17 protein-coding genes and 1 riboswitch are annotated in these 17,048 nt (G+C 51.7%); of the genes, 16 read left to right on the top strand and 1 reads right to left on the bottom strand.

What is annotated here, in order from left to right; all coding sequences use genetic code 11:
- Positions 1-4: 4 nt before the first annotated feature.
- The 14 genes from NE473_RS01345 to NE473_RS01280 all read left to right on the top strand — a co-directional run bounded on the left by NE473_RS01345 (position 5) and on the right by NE473_RS01280 (position 14,267).
- Positions 5-763 carry an SDR family NAD(P)-dependent oxidoreductase gene (locus NE473_RS01345; RefSeq protein ID WP_006776294.1) on the top strand — a complete coding sequence of 253 codons (759 nt, stop codon included), beginning with the start codon at positions 5-7 and terminating at the stop codon, positions 761-763.
- A gap of 21 nt (positions 764-784) precedes the next feature.
- A complete protein-coding gene (locus NE473_RS01340; RefSeq protein ID WP_006776293.1) occupies positions 785-1,363 on the top strand; it encodes a hypothetical protein in 579 nt (192 codons plus the stop codon).
- A 13-nt stretch (positions 1,364-1,376) separates the two neighbouring features.
- Entirely contained in the window at positions 1,377-2,339 is a 963-nt protein-coding gene (locus NE473_RS01335; RefSeq protein WP_055648926.1) for an RluA family pseudouridine synthase, read from the top strand.
- A gap of 3 nt (positions 2,340-2,342) precedes the next feature.
- Positions 2,343-2,876 (top strand): Holliday junction resolvase RecU, encoded by a 534-nt coding sequence (locus NE473_RS01330; protein WP_055648925.1) that lies wholly within the window; start codon positions 2,343-2,345, stop codon positions 2,874-2,876.
- Between the two features lie 93 nt (positions 2,877-2,969).
- Positions 2,970-4,232, top strand: a complete 1,263-nt coding sequence (gene hisZ, locus NE473_RS01325) for an ATP phosphoribosyltransferase regulatory subunit (RefSeq protein WP_022032486.1) — start codon at positions 2,970-2,972, stop codon at positions 4,230-4,232.
- A gap of 8 nt (positions 4,233-4,240) precedes the next feature.
- A complete protein-coding gene (gene hisG / locus NE473_RS01320; protein WP_022032487.1) occupies positions 4,241-4,888 on the top strand; it encodes an ATP phosphoribosyltransferase in 648 nt (215 codons plus the stop codon).
- 34 nt (positions 4,889-4,922) lie between these two features.
- The gene (gene hisD / locus NE473_RS01315; RefSeq protein ID WP_055648924.1) at positions 4,923-6,227 is read left to right on the top strand and encodes a histidinol dehydrogenase; all 1,305 of its coding nucleotides are present in this window, start codon (positions 4,923-4,925) and stop codon (positions 6,225-6,227) included.
- A gap of 3 nt (positions 6,228-6,230) precedes the next feature.
- Positions 6,231-6,818, top strand: a complete 588-nt coding sequence (hisB, locus tag NE473_RS01310; RefSeq protein ID WP_022032489.1) for an imidazoleglycerol-phosphate dehydratase HisB — start codon at positions 6,231-6,233, stop codon at positions 6,816-6,818.
- Positions 6,819-6,820: 2 nt separating this feature from the next.
- Complete coding sequence (locus NE473_RS01305) at positions 6,821-7,834, top strand: hypothetical protein (protein ID WP_055648923.1); 1,014 nt, start codon at positions 6,821-6,823, stop codon at positions 7,832-7,834.
- Positions 7,812-8,546 (top strand): 1-(5-phosphoribosyl)-5-[(5-phosphoribosylamino)methylideneamino]imidazole-4-carboxamide isomerase, encoded by a 735-nt coding sequence (hisA, locus tag NE473_RS01300; RefSeq protein WP_055648922.1) that lies wholly within the window; start codon positions 7,812-7,814, stop codon positions 8,544-8,546. The genes NE473_RS01305 and hisA overlap by 23 nt, the downstream gene beginning before the upstream one ends.
- Positions 8,547-8,550: 4 nt before the next feature.
- The gene (gene hisIE, locus NE473_RS01295; RefSeq protein ID WP_055648921.1) at positions 8,551-9,840 is read left to right on the top strand and encodes a bifunctional phosphoribosyl-AMP cyclohydrolase/phosphoribosyl-ATP diphosphatase HisIE; all 1,290 of its coding nucleotides are present in this window, start codon (positions 8,551-8,553) and stop codon (positions 9,838-9,840) included.
- Positions 9,841-9,855: 15 nt separating this feature from the next.
- A complete protein-coding gene (pepT, locus tag NE473_RS01290) occupies positions 9,856-11,082 on the top strand; it encodes a peptidase T (protein ID WP_155521555.1) in 1,227 nt (408 codons plus the stop codon).
- Positions 11,083-11,095: 13 nt separating this feature from the next.
- Positions 11,096-11,350, top strand: a complete 255-nt coding sequence (locus NE473_RS01285) for a TfoX/Sxy family protein (RefSeq protein WP_006776811.1) — start codon at positions 11,096-11,098, stop codon at positions 11,348-11,350.
- 214 nt (positions 11,351-11,564) lie between these two features.
- A riboswitch (NiCo riboswitch) is annotated at positions 11,565-11,661 on the top strand.
- A gap of 47 nt (positions 11,662-11,708) precedes the next feature.
- Complete coding sequence (locus NE473_RS01280; protein WP_055648919.1) at positions 11,709-14,267, top strand: cation-translocating P-type ATPase; 2,559 nt, start codon at positions 11,709-11,711, stop codon at positions 14,265-14,267.
- Here NE473_RS01280 and NE473_RS01275 read toward each other — a convergent pair.
- The gene (locus NE473_RS01275; protein WP_055648918.1) at positions 14,264-15,595 is read right to left on the bottom strand and encodes an MATE family efflux transporter; all 1,332 of its coding nucleotides are present in this window, start codon (positions 15,593-15,595) and stop codon (positions 14,264-14,266) included. The genes NE473_RS01280 and NE473_RS01275 overlap by 4 nt on opposite strands.
- Positions 15,596-15,754: 159 nt before the next feature.
- Here NE473_RS01275 and NE473_RS01270 point away from each other — a divergent pair, with 159 nt between their 5' ends.
- Together NE473_RS01270 and NE473_RS01265 are read left to right on the top strand one after the other, a co-directional pair.
- Entirely contained in the window at positions 15,755-16,213 is a 459-nt protein-coding gene (locus tag NE473_RS01270) for an Lrp/AsnC family transcriptional regulator (protein WP_022032496.1), read from the top strand.
- A 114-nt stretch (positions 16,214-16,327) separates the two neighbouring features.
- Positions 16,328-16,927: a biotin transporter BioY gene (locus tag NE473_RS01265; protein ID WP_022032497.1), complete on the top strand. Its 600-nt coding sequence runs from the start codon at positions 16,328-16,330 to the stop codon at positions 16,925-16,927.
- The last annotated feature ends 121 nt before the right edge of the window (positions 16,928-17,048 follow it).

Below are 17,048 nucleotides of genomic sequence, written 5' to 3'. Positions count from 1 at the left end.
TTTTATGAAGATTGCAGTTGTAACAGGAGCCTCCTCCGGAATGGGAAGAGAATTTGTCAGGCAGCTGGCGGACCGTTTTAACGGAATCGATGAAATCTGGGTCATTGCCAGACGCAGAGACAGGCTGAAAGAGCTGGTATCCACGGTTCCCGTACATTTACGTCTTTTTGCCGTGGATTTAACAGACCAGAAGGAACTGATGGAATTTCAGTATGCACTGGAAGAAGAGAATCCCGATGTCAAATGGCTGATCAACTCCGCCGGTTTTGGAAAGATCGGCCCTGTAGGCTCCATCAATCTCGCTGATGAAGCCGGAATGGTGGATTTAAACTGCAAAGCACTCTGTGTCGTGACCCATATGGTGCTTCCCTACCTTTCCGGTAACAGCCGGATCATTCAGCTGGCCTCCTCAGCCTCCTTTCTGCCGCAGCCGGATTTTGCCATCTATGCGGCCACAAAGTCTTTCGTACTCAGCTATAGCCGGGCCCTGAATGAGGAACTGAAGCCTCGCGGCATCTACGTGACCGCGGTATGCCCCGGCCCGGTTAAGACGGAATTTTTCGACATCGCGGAGACTACGGGTGAGATTCCTGTCTATAAGCGGATCGTCATGGCAGATCCGAGGCGAGTGGTAAAGAAGGCCATCCGCGACAGTATGATGGGACGAACGGTGTCGGTCTACGGCATTTCCATGAAGGCGTTTCATCTTCTCTGCAAGATTATGCCTCACGGCATGATCTTAAGAATCATGAAAGCGCTCTGAAAACTATACCGATAAAAAGGAATGACTACTGTGAAAAAATACGACAAGGGACAGTATGGATACCGGAATCATCATAAAAAAGCGGAGACAGGCAAGGTCGCCTTCGGTGCGGCCATGATCATTGTCCAGCTGGCCGCCAGAAATTTTGTGGACAGCACGGCCTGGAAGAATATTCTGACGGTCATGGCGATCCTTTCCGTTCTTCCCACGGCCAACGTGGCTTCCCCGCTTCTGGCAGGCTGGCGTTATAAGACGCCCTCCGAGGATTTTCACCGGAGAGTGGCAGGTTATGAGGGACGTTTTTCCATTCTGTACGACTTAATCATCACGACCAGAGACACCATCATCCCGGCCGATGCGGCCATCGTTCATCCGGGCGGCGTGTTTCTTTACTGTACAGCGCCGAAGTTAGATACTGCAAAAGCGGAAAAGTGTTTGAAAGAGATCTTTGCAGGCCACAAGCTGGATTCAGGCGTGAAGATCATTCTCGATGAAAAGGCGTTTTTCCACCGGCTGGAGAGTCTGAAGCCGGCGGAGGAATACGAGGATGACGGCAGCGTGGATTATACACTCCGGCTGCTTAAAAATTTATCCATGTAAGGGGAATTGAAAGATGCGTTCTCTCATTGTTACTGAAAATGAATCGGGCCAGCGGCTCGATAAGCTGCTGGCCAAATACTTGAATCTGGCCGGTAAGGGATTCCTGTATAAGATGATGCGCAAGAAAAACATCACGCTGAACGGGAAAAAGTGCGACGGTTCGGAAAAGCTTGTCACGGGAGACGAGGTCAGGCTGTTCTTTTCCGATGAGACCATCGGTAAATTTTCCGTCCATACGCTGCAGGAAGTCAAAAAGGTAAATCTGCAGATCATTTACGAGGATGACCATATTCTTCTGGTCAACAAGCCTTCCGGCATGCTTTCCCAGAAGGCGAAGGACACCGATGAGTCCCTGGTGGAATACATCATCGATTACCTGGTATCCAGCGGACAGTTATCCACAGAGCAGTTAAAGAGCTTCCGCCCCTCGGTCTGCAACCGCCTGGACAGGAACACCAGCGGGCTCGTCGTCGCCGGCAAGTCGCTGCCGGGGCTTCAGATCATGTCGGCGGTGTTTAAAGACAGAAGCCTGCATAAGTACTACCGGTGCGTGGTAAAGGGCAGTGTGACGGATAAACAGGTCATCACCGGCTTTTTAAAGAAAGACAGCGTCACAAACCAGGTGACCATAACCGCTGCGGAAGTGGAGGGAAGTGTTCCTGTCATGACGGAATACGAACCGCTGGGCCAGGCAGAAGGCTGCACCCTGTTAAGCGTCAAGCTGATTACGGGGCGGACGCATCAGATCCGGGCGCATTTGGCCTCCATCGGCCATCCCATTCTCGGTGATTTCAAATACGGCAGCAGTGCGGTCAATGAGGAAGCGAAAAAGCGCTGGAATATCCGGTCACAGATGCTTCATTCCTGTACCGTCACCTTTCCGGAGCTGCCGGAACCGCTTGCTTATCTTTCCGGTAAAACCTTTTCGGCGCCTCTTCCGCAGACCTTCCGGAAAATATGCCGGGATTGGAGTTAGGCTATGGGAACATGGAATACCAGGGGCCTGCGGGGCTCCACACTGGAAGATTTCATCAACCGCAGCAACGACAGCTACCGTGAGAAGAAGCTGGCCTTAATCCAGAAGGTGCCGACTCCGATCACCCCCATTTCCATCGACAAGGAAAGCCGCCACATCACACTGGCCTATTTCGATCAGAAGAGTACGGTAGACTACATCGGCGCCGTACAGGGAATTCCCGTCTGCTTTGACGCCAAGGAATGCGCCGTGGAGACGTTTCCCTTGCATAATATCCACCCGCATCAGATTGCCTTCATGAGGGAATTTGAGGAGCAGGGCGGTATTTCCTTCATTATTCTGTCCTATACGGTGAAAAATGAGGTCTATTACCTTCCTTTCGATGAAATTGACCGTTTCTGGACCAGAATGGAGGAAGGCGGACGCAAAAGCTTCACCTATGAGGAAGTGGATAAGTCCTGGCAGATACGCAGCTGCAGAGACATCTTTGTCCACTATCTGGAGATGATTCAGAAAGATTTGGACAGAAGAGATTGACAAGAGGAGCAGTGTCCCTTATAATAAACTACACGTTATCATGGTAGCACTTTACCATGCGAAAGTAATGAACAGCAACGTTCGGAGGAAGTTATGGCAAACAAATTATTACATACGCCGGATGGCGTCCGGGACATTTACGGAGTGGAATGCACCCGGAAGGCAGCGATCCAGAACAGGATCCTGGAGGTTTTTCATCTGTACGGATATCAGGATATTGAAACGCCGACCTTTGAATTCTTTGATATTTTTAACGAATCCCGCGGAAGCGTAAAAGCCAGGGAAATGTTTAAGTTTTTCGACAGGGATAACCATACCCTGGTGCTCCGGCCCGACGAGACGCCGGCCATCGCCAGATGTGTGACCAAGTATTTTACAGAGGAGGATATGCCTCTTCGCCTCTGCTATCTGGAACGCACCTTTATCAACAACACCAGCTACCAGGGACGGCTCAAGGAAGCGGCGCAGACCGGTGTGGAGCTGATTGGAGACGACTCCTCCGACGCAGACGCCGAGATTCTCGCCATGGTCATCCGGGCTCTGAAGGCGGCGGGGCTCACAGAATTCCAGGTGGAACTGGGCGAAGTCGATTTTTTCCGCGGCCTTCTGGAGGAAGCGGGCATGGATGAAGAGATGGAAGAGAGACTCCGTGAACTGATTGAGAACAAGAACTATTTCGGCGTGGAGGAGCTGGTGATGGAACAGCCCATTCCCCAGGAGCTAAAGGAGGCATTCTTAAAGCTTCCTGAGTTGTTCGGTTCTTTAGAGGAGATCCAGGCCGCCAGAGAATTTACCAGGAATCCGCGGGCCCTGCGGGCAATTGACCGGTTAGAGGAGGTCAACCGGATTCTGGAATACTATGACTTATCGGAATACGTTTCCTATGATCTCGGAATGCTGAGCCAGTATCAGTATTACACCGGAATCATTTTCAAGGCTTATACCTACGGAACCGGCGACTATATCGTAAACGGCGGACGATATGACAAGCTTCTCGTCCAGTTCGGCAAGGACGCGCCGGCTGTAGGCTTCGGAATCTCAGTGGACGACTTAATGCTGGCTTTATCGAGGCAGAAGATCGATACACCGGTCCGGGTAGTGGGCACCATGATTCTCTTCGAACCGGAGTCCAGGGAACAGGCGATTCAGCTGGCAAAGCATTTCCGCGATACCTCCATACCGGTTCAGCTTCAGCTTAAGAAAGCGGGGCGGACGCTGGAAGCCTATCAGTTGTATGCGGCACGCACCACCATTACCAACCTGCTGTATCTGGATGAGAAGGGCTTTTCTGTAAAGATCGTGAATTTGAACTTAAACCGGACGGATGAGGTGCCGCTGTCTGAATACTTAAAATGAGGGATGACATGAGATATTTGACATTTGCCCTGGCAAAGGGCCGTCTGGCAGAACAGTCGCTTGATCTGCTGGAAAAAATAGGAATCACGTGTGAAGAGATGCGGGATAAAAGCTCCCGGAAGCTGATCTTTACAAACGAGGAGCTGGGGATGCGCTTTTTCCTGGCCAAGGCAAGCGATGTGCCCACCTATGTGGAGTACGGCGCCGCCGATATCGGCGTGGTCGGAAAGGATACAATCCTGGAGGAGGGCCGGAAGCTCTATGAGGTAATGAATCTGGGGCTGGGAAACTGCCGCATGTGTGTCTGCGGCCCGAAAGAGGCGGAAGAGCTTTTAAAGCATCATGAAAGGATCCGGGTGGCCACCAAATATCCGGCCATTGCAAAGGATTACTTTTATAACAAAAAACATCAGACTGTGGAGATCATCAAGCTGAACGGTTCCATCGAGCTGGCTCCCATCGTCGGACTGTCCGAGGTCATTGTGGACATTGTGGAGACGGGAACGACGCTGAAGGAAAACGGTCTGGCGGTGCTGGAGGAAATCTGCCCGCTGTCCGCCCGCATGGTGGTCAACCAGGTGAGCATGAAACGGGAAAACGACCGGATTACCCGGCTGATCCATGATTTGAGGAATTACCTGCAGTCAGCGGACTGATCAAATACCCATATACAAGCCAGGAGGAAAACAGATGAGAATTGTTGCGTTAGACGAAGCGTCCAGAAAGGATATTCTCGCAGATTTGTTAAAGCGGGACCCGAACAATTATACCGCTTATTCAGATACGGTCCAGGAGATTGTGGACACGGTAAAGCGTGACCGCGATGCGGCCGTATTTTCCTATACAGAACAGTTTGACCATGCCGTGATTGACGCTTCGACCATCCGCGTGACGGAGGAAGAGATTAAAGAGGCCATGAGGGCGGTGGAACCGGGCCTTTTAGAAGTCATGAAGCGGTCCATGAAGAATATCCGGGCATTCCATGAGAAGCAGAAGACCTACAGCTGGTTCGACAGCAAACCGGACGGAACGATTCTGGGACAGAAGATCACAGCCCTTTCCAGTGTCGGGGTCTACGTTCCAGGCGGCAAGGCGGCGTATCCGTCCTCCGTTCTTATGAACATCATTCCCGCAGAGGTTGCAGGCGTCGAAAAAATCGTCATGGTAACCCCTCCGGGCAGAGATGGAAAGGTCAATCCCGTGACGCTTACCGCGGCCCATCTTGCCGGGGCAACTGAAGTCTATAAGGTAGGCGGCGCCCAGGCCATTGCAGCACTTGCATTCGGGACAGAATCCATCCCGCGCGTCAATAAGATCGTAGGCCCGGGCAATATCTTCGTCGCGCTGGCGAAGAAGGCGGTCTATGGCCATGTCAGCATCGACAGCATCGCAGGCCCCAGTGAAATCCTGGTGCTGGCGGATGAGAGTGCCAACCCCCGTTTTGTAGCAGCGGATCTCTTATCTCAGGCGGAGCACGATGAACTGGCTTCCGCGATTCTGGTGACCACCAGCATGGAGCTGGCAGAGAGGGTGTCAGAAGAGACGGAGCGCTTTACAAAGGAGCTTTCCCGCTCCGAAATCATTCAAAAATCACTGGATAATTACGGATACATCCTGGTGGCTGACACCATGGCTGATGCCATTGAAACGGTCAATGAGATCGCTCCGGAGCATCTGGAGATCGTGACAAAGAATCCGTTTGAAGACATGACGCGTGTGAAGAATGCAGGCGCCATCTTCATTGGCGAATACAGCTCCGAACCGCTTGGGGATTACTTCGCGGGTCCGAACCACGTGCTTCCGACCAACGGAACGGCCAAGTTTTTCTCCCCGCTGAATGTGGATGATTTCGTGAAGAAGTCCAGCATTATTTACTATTCCAAGGACGCCCTGGAGGCCATCCATGAGGATATCGAGGCGTTTGCGGAGGCGGAACAGCTGACCGCCCACGCCAATTCTGTCAGGGTCAGATTTGAAAAGACAAGAGAGGACTAGGATATGGGAAGAACAGCGGAAATAGCAAGGGTGACAAACGAAACGGATATCCGGCTGAAGCTTAACCTGGACGGAACAGGCAAAGCCACGGTACAGACAGGAATCGGTTTCTTTGATCACATGCTGAACAGCTTCGCACGCCACGGTCTGTTTGATCTGGAAGTGGAGGTGAAGGGAGATTTGGAGGTGGACACCCACCATACCATCGAGGATACGGGGATCGTGCTGGGAACCGCCATCAAGGAGGCGGTTGGCAGCAAGAAATCCTTAAAACGGTACGGGAACATGATTCTACCCATGGATGAATCCCTGATTCTCTGTGCCGTCGATTTATCAGGCCGCCCCTACTTTGTGTTCGACGCGGCGTTCACGGCCGAGCGTGTGGGACAGCTGGAGACCGAGATGGTGAAGGAGTTCTTTTACGCCATTTCCTGTGCGGCAGAAATGAATCTCCACATCAGAAAGCTTTCAGGGGAAAACAACCACCACATCATCGAGGGGATGTTTAAGGCGTTTGCAAAGGCTCTTGACGAGGCGACGCAGACGGATTCCAGGATCACGGACGTATTATCCACGAAAGGAACGCTGTGACCATGGAAGACCAATTGGAGATGCAGGAGGGTATGAGGCGGATCGGACGGCTTCGTTTCCGGATCGGACGCCTTCTGACAGGGATCGCGTGTCTGTCTGCCGCGGCTGCCTTTATCATTGCCTTTTCCCTGCTGGCCTGGTATGATGGAATCCATACCAGGAATACGGCTCCGGAACCGTTTAACGCCTTTCAGGAAAGCAGGGACTGCTCTGTTGACATCCAGCTGCTGGCGGGACCGTTTGCCAGCACACAGGATGATAAACAGACGTTTTACTGGGGATACGGACTGATGATGGAGCCGGTCATGGTTCTTTTTACGGGAGAGCTTCCGGAGGAATGCCGGGCGCTTGTGGAATACACCCACAATCCCGGAATCACAGAAATTCCGGAACCGGTTACCATACGCGGCCGGTCGGTATCCATTGAAAATACGGATATTTACGACTATGCGCTGGAATTCTATCAGACCATGTGGGGACTGGCTCCCATGGAACGGAATGAGTTTAAACAGACGGTGGCTTCCTGCTATCTGGATTCAGCGAAACAGACGTGGTTAAAAAAGCTGCCGTGGTACGGAACACTTCTGGTATTCTTTCTTCCGGTTGTATTTTTCGTCACCGGATTTTCCGAATGCCGGCGATTTGCAGTGCAGAAAAAGCGGGAACAGAAAAGAATGTCTGTCCTGAGCGAAGAAGAGATGCAGACAGCCGTACGTCAGCTTGCCGGTGCCTCGGAATTCGAACCGCGTTCCCGGATCTACGTAACAGCGGACTATGTGATTACGGGGAATTACCAGTTTGATATCATTCCTTATGCACGAATTACTTCCATCGAAGAGACAGGAGGCTTCCTCATAGCGGTTACCGGGGATGGGGCGGCCCATATTCTGCTGTCTTCGGGTCATAAAAAACCGGATCGGATTTCGTGGCTGAACCGGTTGAAAAAAGTCCTGGAAGAGAAAATTATCTATGCTAAGATACAAGGAGAACATTATGCAGTTATATCCGGCAATTGATATGAAGAACGGACAGTGTGTCCGCTTAAAGCAGGGAAAGTTTAAAGAAATTACCGTATATTCCGACTCACCGGAAAAGGTGGCGGCGTACTGGGAATCGCAGGGAGCCACTTTTTTGCATCTGGTGGATTTGGACGGCGCACTGGCCGGTTATTCGGTTAATGAAGAAGCCATACGCCGGATCGTTTCCGCCGTCTCCATGCCTGTGGAGATCGGAGGCGGCATCCGTTCAGAAGAGGCCATAGAACGCATGCTGGACTTAGGCGTAAGCCGGGTGATCATCGGCACCAAGGCGGTAGAAAACCCGCTGTTTCTCCGGGACGCAGTGCTCCGGTTCGGCGCAGACCGGATTGTTGCCGGTGTGGATGCGAAGAACGGCCTGGTGGCTGTCGAGGGCTGGGAGAAGCTCAGTGAAATCACCGCCTCGGACTTATGCGGACAGATGAAGGAGTACGGCGTCCGCCATGTCGTCTATACCGATATCTCCAGGGATGGAATGCTTACAGGCCCCAACGTGGAGGCCACAAGAGCCCTTACCGAGGAAACCGGCATGGATATCATCGCTTCCGGCGGCATGTCGTCCATGGACGATTTAAAACGGCTTCATGAGGCGGGGGTAAAGGGCGCCATCATTGGAAAAGCTCTGTATGAAAACAGAATCAATCTGAAGGAAGCAGTGAGCGCATTCGAAGGGATTGAAAAAGGAGAATAACGTTATGAAAGAATATAAAAAGGTGATTCCGGGATTCGGGATCCGTGAGGGAAAGGCAGTCCGGCTGTGGGGCCAGGGCTGCTGTGAAGATGACGTTCTCACACTTTCCCGGTATTACGGTGACAGCGGCGCCGATGAACTGTTTCTCTATGATATGGCCGAGACGGATGAGGATCACGAGCGCACCATCGGCCTGATCAAAGAGATTGCCCGGACAGCCGACGTCCCGGTGATTACCGGCGGACGGGTCCGGAGGCTTGAGGATGTAAAAAAATACCTCTATGCAGGTGCAAAGGCCGTATTTCTCAATGCAGACGTGGATGAAAATGTAGATCTCATGAAGGAGGCTTCCAACCGGTTCGGTGACGACAAGATCTACGCCTGGCTGCCGGATTTTTCTTATCTGGACCGGACGGCGGAATACAGCCAGCTGGGCGCTTCTGTCATGATTCTGGGGACTGCCTGCCCTTCACAGGAGGAGATGGCGCGGTTAGAGGAGAAGGAGGAGATCTTTCTCCTTTCATCAGACCGGCCTGACGCTGTGACGCTCGCCGCCCTGATGGCTTCCGGCCGTGTTTCCGGCGTCATTACCTCCATGACCGGGTCATCCGCTTCCTGTATGGAATTGAAACAGAAGTTAAAAGCAGCCGGAATCCCGGCCGATACGTTTGAAAGCACCGTGGCATGGAAAGACTTTAAGCTGAACTCCGACGGACTTATCCCTGTGATTGTTCAGGATTACAGAACCTCAGAGGTTTTAATGCTGGCTTATATGAATGAGGAATCCTTTGAGGCGACACTTCACAGCGGACTCATGACCTATTACAGCCGAAGCCGCAGAAGCCTGTGGCTGAAGGGGGAGACTTCCGGCCATTACCAGTATGTGAAATCTCTCTCCCTGGACTGCGACAACGATACCATGCTGGCAAAGGTCAATCAGATCGGGGCCGCCTGCCATACGGGCGCACGCAGCTGTTTCTTCCAGACGCTGGTCAAAAAGGAGTATCAGGAGACGAATCCGCTGAAGGTATTTGAAGATGTTTTTGCCGTTATCCTCGACCGGAAGGAGAATCCGAAGGAAGGCTCCTATACCAATTATCTGTTTGATAAGGGCATTGACAAGATTCTGAAAAAGCTGGGGGAAGAGGCGACAGAGATCGTCATCGCCGCCAAGAATCCCGATCCGGAGGAGGTAAAGTACGAGATTTCTGATTTCCTGTACCACATGATGGTTCTGATGGCGGATAAGGGCGTAACCTGGGAGGATATTACGCGGGAACTGGCAAATCGATAAAGGAGGACATGAATGATGTCAGAAGTATTAAATCACTTTTTAAAGTATATATCCTACGATACACAGTCGAAGGAAGATGTGGAAGTTATTCCGAGTACGGAAAAGCAGCGTGTCTTAGCGGAGGTGCTGGCAGAAGAACTGCGCGCCATGCATGCGCAGGACGTGCGTGTGGATCAGAACTCCTACGTATACGCTACCATACCGGCTACCATGGACAAGAAGGTTCCGGTGCTCGGTTTTATCGCTCATATGGATACGGCGCCGGCTTACTCAGGCGCCGGTGTACGCCCTCAGATAGTGAAACAGTATGACGGCGGCGATATTCTGATGAACCAGAAGACCGGACTTACCATGAAGACCGCGGATTTTCCGGATCTTTTAAACTACAGGGGGCAGGACATTATCACCACAGACGGAACCACACTTCTCGGTGCGGATGACAAGGCCGGCGTGGCTGAGATCATGGCGATGGCGGAATACCTTCTGGCCCATCCCGAGATTCCGCATGGAACCATCCGCATCGGCTTCACACCGGATGAGGAAGTGGGGCACGGCGCCGATTTATTTGATGTGGCCGGCTTTGCGGCGGATGCTGCATATACGGTAGACGGCGGTGCTTTAGGTGAACTGGAGTATGAGAACTTCAACGCCGCATCGGCAAAAGTAAACATTCACGGTTCCAGCATTCATCCCGGTTCCTCCAAGGGTAAGATGAGAAATGCGATTCTTATGGCCATGGAATTCCACAACATGCTCCCGGTTTTTGAAAATCCCATGTATACGGAAGGGTATGAAGGATTTTTCCATTTGGACACGATGACCGGATCTGTGGAAGAGGCTCATTTAGACTATATTATCCGCGACTTTGATGAGAAAAAATTTGCAGAAAAGAAGGAATTTATTACCCGGGTCGCTGCCTACTTAAATGAGAGATACGGAAAAGGGACCGTAGAACTGGAACTGAAGGAAAGCTACCGCAACATGAAGGCGATTATCGAGCCGCATATCTATCTGATCGACATTGCAAAAGCAGCCATGGAAGAGACCGGCATCGAACCGATCGTCACTCCGATCCGCGGAGGCACGGACGGCGCACGTCTTTCCTACATGGGCCTTCCGTGTCCGAATCTCTGCACCGGCGGTCATAACTTCCATGGGAAGTATGAGTTTATCCCGGTACAGTCCATGGAAAAGGTGGTAGAGCTTCTGTTAAAGATTGTAGAAAAATTCGCAGAGCGGTAAAGGAGGATTCTTTATGGGAGAACTGGCGAAGCTGCCGAATATCGGCAAAGTATTGGAGGAACAGTTAAATCAGGCAGGTATCACAACTTACGAGGAATTAAAAGAAATCGGAAGCCGCCAGGCCTGGTTAAAAATCAAGGCCATGGACGATACGGCCTGTCTTCATCGCCTGTATTCGCTGGAAGGAGCCATACTCGGCATAAAGAAAGCAGAGCTCACCACGGAGACGAAGCAGGATTTGAAGGATTTCTTTCACTCTTTTAAGTAAACGCATCATTTAAGGAAACAGGATACAGAATAAAGAACAGCAGTCAACAGGCAGAGTGTGCGATAGCAGAAGGCATACTCTGCCTGTTTTATATCATGTGGATAGTTCCCTGTTATGTAAGAAAATTTGCGGTGTCACATTTTCCGGCCTCCTTCATAAGATAACATAAGATAATCTCTTTGCACTGCATTCCATCTGAAAGGATGCGGGATCAACAGTACAAACTGAGCAGGCAATGTCTGATCATGCGACATGAAGCCGGGCCGCTTCGGCGGCAGCAGATGGGTATCAGGCGCATCTGTGGGACAGTAGTATGTTCCACAGGTGCGCTTTTTAGTTTTTATTAGGGAGGTTCCTTATGGACACTGGAAAAAATGGAATCCCGGAGGGCCTTACAACCGCCGGGGCACAAAAGCTGTTGGAACAATACGGAAGAAATGAACTGACTCCGCAAAAGAAGGAAAGCTTTTTTAAGAAAGCGCTCTGCGTCATGGCTGAGCCCATGTTTCTCCTGCTCATGGTCGCGTCGGTTATTTACTTTATTCTGGGGGAACCCCGGGACGGAGCCGTGATGCTCCTGTTTGTTACCGGTATGATCACCATCGATGTGGCGCAGGAATGGAAAACGGACCGTACTCTGCGGGCCCTTAAAAATCTGTCTGCCCCCCGTATCACCGTGCTCCGTGACGGAACCAGGAAGGAGATTGTCAGCACGGAGCTGGTACCGGGGGATATTATGGTACTCTGTGAGGGAGTTAAGATCCCGGCCGACGGCGTTATCTTATCCAGCAGCGATTTTTGTGTGGATGAGTCGTCTCTGACCGGCGAACCCATCCGGGTCTGGAAACACGCCCGGCCTTCCGATACCGTTCCTGCCCGGGCGGAGGAAGAGGGAGAGGGGTACTGGAAGAAGGACTTCTGCTATGCAGGCACACTGGTTATACAGGGCAATGCACTGGTTCTGGTGGAACAGACAGGCACAGCCACCGAATATGGAAAGGCGGGAAGCCGTGTCCTTCAGGCCGAAAAGGTGCTGACTCCGCTTCAAAAACAGACGAAGAGTCTGGTTACGGTCTGTGCCGGCATCGCTGCGCTCCTGTTTCTTCTTGTCAGCGCATTTACCTACGGCAACCTCTCCGGTTATCCGTTTCAGGAGCGGCTGATCAAAAGTATTTTGTCGGGCGTCACCCTGGCGATGGCCATGATACCGGAGGAATTCCCTGTAGTGCTCACAGTATTCCTCTCCATGGGTGCCTGGCGGCTTGCCAGGAAGCATTCCCTGGTGCGCCGTCTGCCGTCGGTAGAGACGCTGGGAGCGGTCTCCGTACTCTGTGTGGATAAGACAGGAACCATAACAAAGAACCATATGGAAGTGAAGGAGCTGTGGCCCTGGAAAACAGACAGCGATGGGCTGGCGCGGCTCATGGGGCTGGCCTGTGAGACTGAGGCGTATGACCCGATGGAAAAAGCCATGCTGGAATTCTGTGATCAATCAGGTTTCCCAAAAGAAGCACTCTTTAGCGGCATACTGCTGAAGGAATACGCGTTTACCAGCGAAACCAGGAGAATGGGGCACGTCTGGGAGTTGGAAGAGAAGCGGATCATCGCCGCAAAAGGGTCTCCGGAGGCGGTTCTTTCTCTCTGTACCATTTCCGCTGAGGATAGAAAGACCGTGGAAGAAAAGATCGAAGAGCTGTCAGGCCGGGGGCTCCGGGTCATTGCCATGGCGTCGGCAGAGCTTTCTCCGAATGAAAAAATCCCGGAATCACTGGAAGAATGCAGCCTGGTGTTTTCAGGGCTTTCAGGACTTTATGATCCGCCCCGTGAAGGCATAAAAGAGGATATCGCCCTCTGCCGGAAAGCAGGAATCCGCATTGTCATGATAACCGGGGACAGCGGTTTCACCGCTGCGGCCATCGCTGCCCAGACCGGAATTGACTGTGAAGGCGGCAGTATCACCGGTGAGATGCTGGACCGAATGACAGACGAAGAGCTCCGGCAGGCGGTAACATCAAGTTCCATCTTTGCGCGGGTCATACCGGAACACAAAATGCGGATCGTTCAGGCCTTAAAAGATAATGGGGAGATCGCCGCCATGACCGGAGACGGAGTCAATGACGCCCCAGCGCTGAAATATGCGGACATTGGAATCGCCATGGGAAAGCGCGGAAGCGAGGTGTCCAGAGAGGCGGCCGATTTAATCCTGATGGATGACAACTTTCACACGATCGTTGAAACCGTGCGGGACGGAAGGAGAATTTACGACAATATCCGAAAGGCGGTAGGCTATATCTTCACCATCCATATTCCCATTGCCCTGGCCTCCCTGGTGGCTTCCGTCCTGGGGATTGTTCCTCAGGATCTCATGTTCCTGCCTGTGCACATTGTATTAATGGAGCTGATGATTGATCCGACCTGTTCGGTGATTCTGGAGCGTCAGCCAGCCGAATCATGCGTCATGTGCAGGCCGCCGCGAAAACGGTCGGAGAAGCTCATTACTCTCTCTTCCCTGACGAAAAGCGTGATTCAGGGTCTTGTCCTTTTCGCAGCCTCCTTCGGAAGCTATTATCTGATGCTCCGGCGGGGAGAGGCGGCGCCTCAGGCACGTTCCATGGGGCTTGCCATCGTAATTCTGGGAAATTTATTTCTCGTACTGGTCAACTCATCGGAGTGCGACAGCGCCTGGCGTTCGGCCCGTAAACTGGCACGCGACCGTGTCATGCTGCTGGCGGCTGCCCTGACTCTGCTGCTTCTGGGTGCCAGTCTCTACAGCCCCGTTCATTCGTTTTTAAAGCTGGCTCCCTTAACCGGTATCCGGCTGCTGACGGCTTTTTTCACCTCCGCGGCTTCCGTGTTCTGGTATGAACTGGTCAAGGCAGCAGGAAAGCAAAAACACGGCAGGAAGCAGCCTGTTTAAAGAAGCAGCCGTCTGCGGCGGATAAAATAAACGAATCCAGCCGCATCCGCCAGAATCCAGCCGATCGGTACGGACCACCAGATACCGACGACACCGATCTCCGGTATGGAAGACAGGATATAGGCGAGCGCGACGCGCGTTCCCAGCGAAATAACCGTAAGAACCACAGACATCCCGGGCCTTCCCAGCGCGCGGTAAAGTCCGTACAGCAGGAACAGACAGCCAATGCCGCAGTAAAAAGCGCCTTCAATATGAAGATAGCGGATTCCCTCCGCAATGATTGCCGTCTCCTGCTCATTGACAAACAGAAGCATCAGCGGCCGCGCAAACATCCAGATAACGGCGGAAATTATGAGACAGAACAGGAGGGAGACTAAGACCGCTCCCCGAAATCCGGCATGGATGCGGTCTTTCCTGCCTGCGCCGAAATTCTGGGCGATAAAAGAAGAAAATGCATTGCCAAAATCCTGAACCGGCATGTAGGCAAACGAGTCAATCTTCACAGCCACCGCGAACGCCGCCATCACGGTGGTACCGAAGCTGTTGACCAGTCCCTGTACCATCAGGATTCCAAGATTCATGACAGACTGCTGGACACACGTCAGCACCGAAAATCCGGCAATCTCTTTTAAGCAGGAAAGACGAATCCGGCAGTGCTCCCGCCCAATGCGCAGCCAGGGGCAGGCAAACCAGGAATACACGGCAATTCCGATTCCCGAAACGTACTGGGATATGACGGTAGCTTCCGCAGCTCCGGCAACACCCTGTTTAAGCCCCAGCACGAACCAGAGATCCAGACCGATATTCATCACAGCGGAAAACGCTAAAAACACCAGTGGGATAACGGAATTGCCAATGGCGCGCAAAAGACAGGAGAAGTAATTATAGAGAAACACTGCCGTAATACCGCTGAAAATAACCATCAAATAATCCCGCATCAGTCCCTGTATTTCCTCCGGTACTTTTAAAAGCAGAAGAATCCATCCAATGCTTAAAAAGGCAGCCAGATTAAGCACAGCACAGATCGCCGCAATGAGCAGAAAGGACGTAAAAATACTGTCTTTCAGACCGTCAAAGTCCTTTTGCCCAAACCGTATGGAAAAGACAGCGCTGCTTCCCATACAAAGCCCCAGGAGGATCGATGTAAGAAACGTCATAAGAGTAAACGAGGAGCCCACTGCGGCCAGCGCATCCGGCCCCAGAAAACGTCCCACAATGAGTGTATCCGCAACATTATAGCACTGCTGCAGCAGATTGCCTAAGATCATGGGAACTGCAAAAATCAACATGGTTTTCATCACAGGTCCCCGGGTTAAATCTCCTTTCATAATCGCGCAAACCTTTCTATATGTAATTTATAACTTACGTTTCGTAATAATTATATCGATAAACCGAGGCAGTGTCAATTATTGGATTGCCTTTTAGCGGAAATGATTTTATAATATTAGAAAATGATGACTGAGATTTTGACAGAGAAGGAGAACACCATGTTTCTTGAAGGCCTGGATGAACTGGATCAGAAGATTGTACAGCTATTGATAAAGAATGCCCGTATGTCCTATTCCGAAATAGGCAGCCTGGTCGGTATCTCACGGGTGGCAGTCAAGATGCGGGTTCAGTCACTGGAAAAGCGGGGCGTGATCGAAGAGTACACCACCATTATCAATCCGCAGAAGATCAGCGGGGCAGTGTCCTGCTATTTCGAGATTGAGACGAAACCGGATACGCTGGGGCAGGTGACAGAGACGCTGCGCCAGAATGAAACCATCACACAGATTTACCGTGTCACCGGAAAGAACAAGCTGCATGTCCACGCAGTTGCCGCATCCGGCGAGGAGATGGAACGGCTGATTCAGGAAGTGATTGATCCTCTTCCCGGTGTCGTAAGCAGCAGCTGTAATATGATCCTGTCCAGAATCAAAGATATTAAGGGGCTGCGGCTTTGACCGCTCTGTCCTTCGCAGTGGCAGCGCCGAAAAAAAGATTGTAAAAATCAAAAAAAAAGTGTACAATCATCATGAAAACACTGTCAAAGGGAAGAACAGAAAGGTAGGATACAGATGAGACAGAAAAATGGTGTGATAGCCCAGAGAAGGGAATTGACGAAGGACATGGCTGTATGCGGCCTCTTTGCCTCGTTAATCGCGGTCGGGGCTTTTTTAAAGATTGTGATTCCGGTTGGTATGGATACGATGAATTTTACGCTGCAGTGGCTGTTTGTACTCCTGGCAGGTCTTTTACTGGGATCGAAACGGGCTTTTTACAGCGTGACGACGTATCTGGTCATCGGCCTGGTAGGATTCCCGGTTTTTGCCCGCGGCGGCGGTCCGGCCTATTTGATCCGGCCGACCTTTGGATTCCTTCTGGGGTTTGCGCTGGCTGCATACGCGATGGGAAAAGTATGTGAGATTCTGCACTCGTCTAAGATTCGGACATGGGTGCTTGCGGCTGCCATCGGTTATGTGATCTATTACGGAACAGGGATCCTGTATTTCTATTTTATTACACATTTTGTTGTCGTTACACCGAACACGGTGGGCTGGGCGGCGATTTTTGCAGTATACTGTCTGCCAACCATGTTTCCGGACGGACTGCTGTGCATCCTCGCCATTATGCTGGCTGCAAGGCTGCGGCCCGTGGTGTCACAGATGCTGTCATAGTACGGTACTGCATATGATTAAAATCAGGAACAGCGGACTCTTAAGGGCTCGCTGTTTTATTAACCGGCCATTTTCTATCCGGCAGCTGCCGGAGATTAAACCAGAATAGAACAGGGACTAT

The sequence above is a fragment of the Hungatella sp. SL.1.14 genome (assembly GCF_024460495.1).
Lineage (GTDB): Bacteria > Bacillota > Clostridia > Lachnospirales > Lachnospiraceae > Hungatella > Hungatella hathewayi.
This window is presented reverse-complemented; position numbering and strand designations above follow the sequence as displayed.

Excerpts from the sequence above, each read along its gene's own strand:
- hisB (WP_022032489.1), top strand. The coding sequence starts at position 6,231 with ATGGGAAGAACAGCGGAAATAGCAAGGGTGACAAACGAAACGGATATC.
- NE473_RS01285 (WP_006776811.1), top strand. The coding sequence starts at position 11,096 with ATGGGAGAACTGGCGAAGCTGCCGAATATCGGCAAAGTATTGGAGGAA.
- hisD (WP_055648924.1), top strand. The coding sequence starts at position 4,923 with ATGAGAATTGTTGCGTTAGACGAAGCGTCCAGAAAGGATATTCTCGCA.
- NE473_RS01280 (WP_055648919.1), top strand. The coding sequence starts at position 11,709 with ATGGACACTGGAAAAAATGGAATCCCGGAGGGCCTTACAACCGCCGGG.
- NE473_RS01330 (WP_055648925.1), top strand. The coding sequence starts at position 2,343 with ATGGGAACATGGAATACCAGGGGCCTGCGGGGCTCCACACTGGAAGAT.
- hisA (WP_055648922.1), top strand. The coding sequence starts at position 7,812 with ATGCAGTTATATCCGGCAATTGATATGAAGAACGGACAGTGTGTCCGC.
- NE473_RS01335 (WP_055648926.1), top strand. The coding sequence starts at position 1,377 with ATGCGTTCTCTCATTGTTACTGAAAATGAATCGGGCCAGCGGCTCGAT.
- NE473_RS01345 (WP_006776294.1), top strand. The coding sequence starts at position 5 with ATGAAGATTGCAGTTGTAACAGGAGCCTCCTCCGGAATGGGAAGAGAA.
- hisG (WP_022032487.1), top strand. The coding sequence starts at position 4,241 with ATGAGATATTTGACATTTGCCCTGGCAAAGGGCCGTCTGGCAGAACAG.
- NE473_RS01275 (WP_055648918.1), bottom strand. The coding sequence starts at position 15,595 with ATGAAAGGAGATTTAACCCGGGGACCTGTGATGAAAACCATGTTGATT.
- NE473_RS01305 (WP_055648923.1), top strand. The coding sequence starts at position 6,821 with ATGGAAGACCAATTGGAGATGCAGGAGGGTATGAGGCGGATCGGACGG.
- pepT (WP_155521555.1), top strand. The coding sequence starts at position 9,856 with ATGTCAGAAGTATTAAATCACTTTTTAAAGTATATATCCTACGATACA.
- NE473_RS01270 (WP_022032496.1), top strand. The coding sequence starts at position 15,755 with ATGTTTCTTGAAGGCCTGGATGAACTGGATCAGAAGATTGTACAGCTA.
- hisIE (WP_055648921.1), top strand. The coding sequence starts at position 8,551 with ATGAAAGAATATAAAAAGGTGATTCCGGGATTCGGGATCCGTGAGGGA.
- NE473_RS01265 (WP_022032497.1), top strand. The coding sequence starts at position 16,328 with ATGAGACAGAAAAATGGTGTGATAGCCCAGAGAAGGGAATTGACGAAG.
- NE473_RS01340 (WP_006776293.1), top strand. The coding sequence starts at position 785 with ATGACTACTGTGAAAAAATACGACAAGGGACAGTATGGATACCGGAAT.
- hisZ (WP_022032486.1), top strand. The coding sequence starts at position 2,970 with ATGGCAAACAAATTATTACATACGCCGGATGGCGTCCGGGACATTTAC.